Source organism: Streptomyces sp. NPDC059456, assembly GCF_042750055.1.
Lineage (GTDB): Bacteria > Actinomycetota > Actinomycetes > Streptomycetales > Streptomycetaceae > Streptomyces.
This window is the reverse complement of the sequence record NZ_JBHYVA010000473.1, coordinates 1-6,762: the sequence shown is the minus strand read 5'-3', so window position 1 is coordinate 6,762 and position 6,762 is coordinate 1. Positions and strand designations below refer to the sequence as shown.

The window sequence follows — 6,762 nt, the reverse complement described above, 5'->3', positions numbered from 1 at the left end:
CACCGGGCCCGACCGCGCAGGGCACGAGCGGCCCCCCGACCGACGTGCACTGGCGGTCGGGCGGCTGGCAGCCCTCCGATCCGCTGGTCGCGCGTCCCGCCGCCGCGGAGCCCGCGACCGGGGCGCTGTTCTCGCCCGGCGAGGACGGGGACGGGGACCACCACTGCTCGGCGGGCGTGGTCCACTCCCCCGGCGGCGATCTGGTCGTCACCGCCGCGCACTGCGTGTACCGCGGGAGCCTGGGCTTCCGTACGAACCTCGTCTTCGTCCCCGGCTACCGGGACGGCAGGGCCCCGTACGGGGTCTGGGTGCCCACGCGGATCGACGTGGACCCCCGCTGGACCGAGGACCAGGACCCCGACCACGACGTGGCCTTCCTCCGGGTGCGCAGGCCGGGCCGCCCCGGCGAGCGGCTGGAGGACTCCACCGGGGCCCGGACGATCCGGTTCCGACCCGAACTGCCGGCCCCGGCCCGGGTCGTGGGATATCCGAACGACACCGAGCACCCGGTGGAGTGCTTCAACACCGCCCGTGCCGCGGGGCCCGCGCAACTGCGGCTGGATTGCGCGGACGTACCCGACGGCACGAGCGGTGGTCCGGTGCTGACCGACGGACACACCCTGATCGGGGTGGTCGGCGGCCGCGACGGGGGCGGCGACGAGAAGACCTCGTACAGCAGCTTCTTCGACGACGCGGTGCGCGCCCTGTACGAACGGGCCGTGGCGGCCCGCCGGTCCCGGGCGGGCTGAGCCCTACGGTCCGGAGTCCGGCGGGGCGTGGTGGTGGGGCGGGTAGGCGGCGGTCTCCGGAACCGTCGGCAGCCGCCACTTGGACAGGACCCGGATCACCGTGCCCGGGCTGAGCAGGGTGTTCGGCGAGGCCGACAGGGACAGCACGCCGAAGAAGGGCCGGGAGATCTCCGGGTCGGCGTTGGCGCCCACGATCACCCTCGCCATGTAGGCCTGGAGGACCCTGGTCGCCTGGTCGGGCGGCGGTCCCTCGGTCCCCGGGTACCGCATGTCCTCGCTGGTGGCGATCTGCCAGGCCACGTCCGCGGCGGCGGCCGTGCGGCGCTGGATGCGCCGGGCGGCCGCGGCGATCTCCCGGGGTGCCAGGCCGCGGATGGCGGCGGCCGTGCGGCGCTGGATGCGCCGGGCGGCCGCGGCGATCTCCCGGGGTGCCAGGCCGCGGATGGCGCCGGCCAGGGCGTCCGCCGCGAGGGCGGCGACCGTCATGCCGTGGCCGTACACGGGGTTGAACCGGCAGGCGGCGTCGCCGAGGACGAGGAATCCGGCCGGCCAGCGGTCGAGGCGTTCGTAGTGGCGCCGTTCGTTCGCGGTGCTGCGGAAGCCCGTCGGCGAGGACAGCGGTTTGGCGTCGCGCAGGACGTCGTGGAGGGCCGGGGTGCGCAGGGTCCGGGTGTAGTCGAGGAACTCCTCGTCGCCGGTCGGCGGGGCGTGTTCGCCGTTGCCGATCAGGGTCGCCAGCCAGCGGCCGTCGTCGAGGGGCACCAGCACGCCTCCGCGCGGGCTGTCCGGGCGGCCCTGGACGTACATGCCCTGCCAGCGGCGGGCCGGGTCCGGCGGGATCTCGTAGTAGCGGCTGGAGTAGCCGAGGTGGGAGTCGTAGCGGGTGGTCGCCGGGGCCGGGTGGCCGAGGGCGGCGAGCCAGGCCGGGGCGCGGGAGGTCCGCCCGGTCGCGTCGACCACGAAGCGGGCGGTCAGCGGGCCGCCCTCGCGCAGCCGCACTCCGGTGACGGAGCGGCCGTCGGCTCCGGCGACGAGCCCGGTCGCCGCCGATCCGGAGCGGATGCGGATGCGCTCGTCCCGCAGCACTTCCCGGCGGACCGTCCAGTCGATGAGTTCACGACTGCCGACGAGGATCCGGGAGCCCGGAACGGAGTGGAACCAGTCGGCCGGGCTCAGCCACAGGAAGTCGCGCGGGGACTCCATGAGCGCCGCGCCGGCCGCCAGCAGCTCCCGGGTGACACCGGGCAGCAGCCCCTCCATCACCTCCAGGCCCCGCGACCACAGCACGTGCACGTGCCGGGACTGTGGCACACCGGGCCGGAAGGCCGGTCCGGTGTCCGCCAGTTCGTCCCGCTCCACCACGGTCACGCGCGCGAACCGCTGGGCGAGTGCCCGCGCCGCCAGCAGCCCCGCCAGGCCTGCGCCGAGGACCACCGCGTGATCGTGGGCTTCGTGGGCTTCTGGGTGGTTGTCCGTGTCGTCGTCCATGGCGCCGAGTCTTCCGTGGCGCCCGCGCCCCGGATCAGGTGCCGCCCGGGGCGCCCCGAGGCACCCCGGGGGCGGACGGGCTCACGGCGGGGCGCCCGGACCGCGGCAACCGGACGGCGGCATCCGGACCGGCGGCATCCGGACCGGCGGCATCCGGACCGGCGGCATCCGGACGGCGGCAACCGGACCGGCGGCATCCGGACGGCGGCAACCGGACCGGGGGCAACCGGACCGGCGGCGCCCTGGCCATCGGCGCCCTGGCCGTCGGCGCCCTTGACCGTCGGCGGCGGGACACCCGGACGGTGCGGACCGCCCGGCGACGGCCCGGGCCCCCGTCCCGCTCAGTTCGCGGGGAACCCGTACGCGACGGAGGTGAGTTTCTCCGAGGCCGCCCAGAGCCGTTCGCCGGACGTGTCGTCCAGGGTCCACTTCGCCCGCCAGGAGGGGGCGGGCGCCCCGCGCCAGCCGAGCCGCGGCCCGAAGAACGCGTCGGGCCGCACCCCCGGCGCCGTGGCCGCGTACAGGGTGGGCAGGGCACCGGCGGCCGCGGACTGGGCGAGGACGGCGGCACCGAGGCCCATCAGCCGCGACATGGGCCGGTGCCCCTCCTGGCGGGAGGCCCCGGCGTGCAGGTTCGTCGAGGCGTAGCCGGGGTGCGCGGCGGCGGCGACGATCCCGGAGCCGGCGGCTCCCAGCCGCCGGGCCAGCTCGTGGGTGAAGAGCAGGTTGGCGGTCTTGGAACGGCCGTACGCGATCCAGCGCCGGTAGCCGTGCTCGCCGTTCAGGTCGTCGTGGTCGACGTCGCCGAGGGCGTGGAACCCGCTGGAGACGGTGACGACGCGGGCCCCGGGCCCGGCGGCCAGCAGCTGCGGCAGCAGCAGTCCGGTCAGGGCGAAGTGGCCGAGGTGGTTGACGCCGAACTGGGTCTCGAACCCGTCGGCGGTCCGCCCGTACGGCAGCGCCATCACCCCGGCGTTGTTCACCAGCAGGTCGAGGGAGCCGTGGCGCTGCCCGTACGCCTGCGCGAACTCCCGTACGGAGCCCAGGTCGGCCAGGTCCAGCGGGACGAACTCCACCTCGGCTCCCGGTACTTCGGCGCGCAGCCGTACCACCGCGGCCCGGCCGCGGGCCGCGCTGCGGCAGGCCAGCACCACCTGCGCGCCGTGCCGGGCGAGCTCCCGGGCGGCCGTGTAGCCGATGCCGCTGTTGGCACCCGTGACGACTGCGGTGCGGCCGCTCTGGCCGGGGATGTTCTGGGCGTTCCAGCCGGGCATCTGAGCTCCCTCGTGACGGTGGGGGTGACGGTGGGATGGCGGTGGGATGGCGGTGGGGCCAAGGGGTTACCGAGGGTAGACCTCACCCTTCGCGGGGGTGGAGCCGGGGGCCGGTGCACCGGCCAGTAGGCTGCGGGTCCGTCCGCCCGCTTCCCCACCCGTCCCGAGGTACTGCGCAGTGAGCTCCGCACCGCCCTCCATCCCCGTGTCGGTCGTCGGCCTCGGCGCCGACGGCTGGGCCGGGCTCACCTCCGCCGCGCGGTCCGCGCTGACCGGGGCCGAGGTGCTGATCGGCGGGCCGCGGCAGCTGGACCTGCTGCCGGGCGCCGAGTGCGCCGGCGAGCGGGTGGCCTGGCCCAGCCCGCTGCGTCCGGCCGTGCCGAAGCTGATGGCGGAGCACGCGGGCCGCCGGATCGCCGTGCTGGCCAGTGGCGACCCCATGTTCTACGGGATCGGGCGGGCCCTGGCGCAGGAGCTCGGGCCGGACGCCCTGCGGGTCCACCCGCACCCCTCGTCGGTGTCGTACGCCTGCGCCCGCCTGGGCTGGCCGGTGGAGGACACCGAGGTGGTCACGGTGGTCGGCCGTCCGGTGGCCCGGCTCGCGGCCGCGCTGTACGAGGGACGGCGGGTGCTGGTGCTCAGCGCCGGTGCGGCCTCCCCGGGCGAGATCGCCGCCCTGCTGCGCGAACGGGGCTTCGGCCCGAGCCGGATGCGGGTGCTGGAGCAGCTCGGCTCCGAGCGCGAGGACGCCTACGAGGGACGGGCCGACGGCTGGGAACACAAGCCGGGCGACCCGCTGAACGTGGTGGCCGTGGACTGCCGCCGGGATCCGCGCAGCGACGTCCCGCGGCTCGGTGCGACGCCCGGCCTGCCCGACGGCGCGTACGAGCACGACGGCCAGCTCACCAAGCGGCACGTGCGGGCCGCGACCCTGTGCGCCCTCGCCCCGGCCCCCGGCGAACTGCTGTGGGACATCGGCGGCGGCTCCGGTTCCATCGGCATCGAGTGGATGCGCACGCACCCCTCCTGCCGGGCGGTGGCCGTGGAGCGCGTCCCGGAGCGGGCGGCCCGGATCACCCGCAACGCGGCGGCGCTCGGCGTGCCGGGGCTGCGCGTGGTCACCGGCGCCGCGCCCGCGGCCCTCGACGGGCTCCCGGCCCCCGACGCGGTGTTCATCGGCGGCGGACTGACCGCTCCGGGCCTGCTGGACGCGGCCTGGGCGGCACTGGCGCCGGGCGGCCGGCTGGTGGTCAACACCGTGACCCTGGAGTCGGAGGCGGTCCTCGCCGAGCGCTACCGCCGGCACGGCGGCGACCTCGTCAAACTCGCCGTCGCGCACGCGGTGCCGGTCGGCGGTTTCACGGGCTGGCGGCAGGCGATGCCGGTCACCCAGTGGTCCGTGACGAAGCCCCGGCCGCGGCCCGAGGACACCACGGCAGCGACCGAAGCGACCACAGAAAACGCAGAGAACGCAGAGAACGCGGCCACAGAGAAAGCAGAGGACCAGACGACATGACCGTGTACTTCATCGGTGCGGGCCCCGGCGCCGCCGACCTGATCACGGTGCGCGGTGCCCGGACGCTGGCCGCCGCCCCGGTGTGCCTGTACGCGGGGAGCCTGGTACCGCGCGAACTGCTGGCCGAGTGCCCGGCGGACGCCCGCCTGGTCGACACCTCGCAGCTGAACCTCGACGAGATCATCGCCGAGTGCGTACGGGCCCACGCGGCGGGCGAGGACGTGGCGCGGCTCCACTCGGGCGACCCGTCGATCTTCAGCGCGGTGGCGGAGCAGATGCGGCGGCTCGACGCGGCGGGCATCCCGTACGAGGTGGTGCCCGGCGTCCCGGCGTTCGCGGCGGCGGCGGCCGCGCTGAAGCGGGAGCTGACGGTCCCGACCGTCGGCCAGACCGTGATCCTGACCCGGATCGCCCAGCAGGCCACGCCGATGCCGCCCGGCGAGGACCTGGCGACGCTGGGCCGCAGCGGCGCGCTGCTGGTGCTGCACCTGGCGACGCGCTACGTGGACCGGGTCGTCGGCGAACTGCTGCCGCACTACGGGGCCGAGTGCCCGGTGGCGGTGGTGGCGATGGCCAGCCGCCCCGACGAGCTGATCCTGCGGGGCACGCTGGCCGACATCGCCGAGCAGGTGAAGGCGGCCGGACTGGTGCGGACCGCGGTGATCGTGGTCGGCCGCACGCTGGGCGCCGAGCAGTTCCGCGACAGCCACCTGTACTCCCCCGAGCGCGACCGGCATGTCTGCTGAACCGGTGCGCGGCCACGTCCTGATCCTGGGCGGTACGACGGAGGCCCGGCGCCTGGCCGCCGCGCTGGCCGCCGGGGGCGCGGCGGCCGACGCCGGCCCGGGTACTGCTCCGGGCTCCGCGGCGGACACCGGCGCCGGCCCTGGCTCCGGATTCGTCTCCGGCTCCGACTCCGGCTTCGGCTCCGACTCCGGCTTCGGCCTCGGCCTCGGCTTCGGTGCGGCGGCGCGTGGCCCGCTGCGGGTGACCAGCTCGCTCGCCGGGCGGGTGGCGGCGCCGGTGCTGCCGCCGGGCGAGGTGCGGATCGGCGGTTTCGGCGGCCCGGCGGGCCTGGCAGCCTGGATCGCGGCGAACCGGGTGACCCACCTGGTCGACGCCACGCACCCGTTCGCGGAGCGGATGAGCTTCAACGCGGCCGAGGCGGCGGCGCTTTCGGGCGTCCCGCTGATCGCGCTGCGCCGTCCCGGCTGGTCTCCCGGGCCCGGGGACGACTGGCACTTCGCCGGCTCCCTCGCCGAGGCGGCCGAGGTGCTGCCGGAGCTCGGCGGCCGGGCGTTCCTGACCACGGGCCGGATGGGGCTGCACGCCTTCGCGCGGCTGGCCGGCACCTGGTTCCTGGTGCGCTCGGTGGACCCGCCGGAGGCACCCGTTCCGCCCCGCCTCGACGTGCTGCTGGCCCGTGGCCCGTTCACCCTGGAGGGCGAGCGGGAGCTGCTCGCGCGGCACCGGATCGACGTCCTGGTCACCAAGGACAGCGGCGGCTCGGCCACCGCGCCCAAGCTCACCGCGGCCCGCGAGGCCGGCATCCCGGTGCTGGTGGTCCGTCGGCCCCCGGTTCCGGAGGGCGTCCTGGAGACCGGGTCGGTCCAGGCCGTCCTCGACTGGCTCGGCGAAGCCTGACGTCAGGTCCGCCTCCCCCGATCGGGGGAGGATCTTCTCCCGCTTTTCCGCGATGTGCCGTCGTGCCCGCGCAGCCCATGATCGTGTCCCG

Annotated in this window: 6 protein-coding genes; 4 read left to right on the top strand and 2 right to left on the bottom strand. The window is 76.2% G+C overall.

All coding sequences use genetic code 11. The annotated features are described in order from the left end of the window. Window positions 1-749, top strand: a 749-nt coding sequence (locus ACFXA3_RS30720) for a trypsin-like serine peptidase (protein WP_385191949.1), incomplete at its 5' end; no start/stop codon positions are given. Window positions 750-752: 3 nt separating this feature from the next. Here ACFXA3_RS30720 and ACFXA3_RS30715 read toward each other — a convergent pair. Both ACFXA3_RS30715 and ACFXA3_RS30710 read right to left on the bottom strand, forming a co-directional pair. Next, window positions 753-2,237, bottom strand: a complete 1,485-nt coding sequence (locus ACFXA3_RS30715; RefSeq protein ID WP_385191947.1) for an NAD(P)/FAD-dependent oxidoreductase — start codon at window positions 2,235-2,237, stop codon at window positions 753-755. Between the two features lie 341 nt (window positions 2,238-2,578). Next, on the bottom strand, window positions 2,579-3,511 hold the full coding sequence (locus ACFXA3_RS30710; protein WP_385191945.1) for an oxidoreductase: 933 nt from the start codon (window positions 3,509-3,511) through the stop codon (window positions 2,579-2,581). Between the two features lie 178 nt (window positions 3,512-3,689). Here ACFXA3_RS30710 and cbiE point away from each other — a divergent pair, with 178 nt between their 5' ends. Genes cbiE through ACFXA3_RS30695 form a run of 3 tightly spaced genes read left to right on the top strand, consistent with a single transcriptional unit; the run spans window position 3,690 to window position 6,671 of the window. Then, window positions 3,690-5,027 (top strand): precorrin-6y C5,15-methyltransferase (decarboxylating) subunit CbiE, encoded by a 1,338-nt coding sequence (cbiE, locus tag ACFXA3_RS30705; protein WP_385191943.1) that lies wholly within the window; start codon window positions 3,690-3,692, stop codon window positions 5,025-5,027. After that, window positions 5,024-5,773 carry a precorrin-4 C(11)-methyltransferase gene (cobM, locus tag ACFXA3_RS30700; RefSeq protein WP_385191941.1) on the top strand — a complete coding sequence of 250 codons (750 nt, stop codon included), beginning with the start codon at window positions 5,024-5,026 and terminating at the stop codon, window positions 5,771-5,773. Before cbiE ends, cobM begins: the two co-directional genes overlap by 4 nt. Further along, on the top strand, window positions 5,763-6,671 hold the full coding sequence (locus tag ACFXA3_RS30695) for a cobalt-precorrin-6A reductase (protein WP_385191939.1): 909 nt from the start codon (window positions 5,763-5,765) through the stop codon (window positions 6,669-6,671). Before cobM ends, ACFXA3_RS30695 begins: the two co-directional genes overlap by 11 nt. Window positions 6,672-6,762: the final 91 nt, after the last annotated feature.

Bases quoted from the DNA above. Each gene is read 5' to 3' on its own strand.
- cobM (WP_385191941.1), top strand. From the start codon at position 5,024: ATGACCGTGTACTTCATCGGTGCGGGCCCCGGCGCCGCCGACCTGATC.
- ACFXA3_RS30695 (WP_385191939.1), top strand. From the start codon at position 5,763: ATGTCTGCTGAACCGGTGCGCGGCCACGTCCTGATCCTGGGCGGTACG.
- ACFXA3_RS30710 (WP_385191945.1), bottom strand. From the start codon at position 3,511: ATGCCCGGCTGGAACGCCCAGAACATCCCCGGCCAGAGCGGCCGCACC.
- ACFXA3_RS30715 (WP_385191947.1), bottom strand. From the start codon at position 2,237: ATGGACGACGACACGGACAACCACCCAGAAGCCCACGAAGCCCACGAT.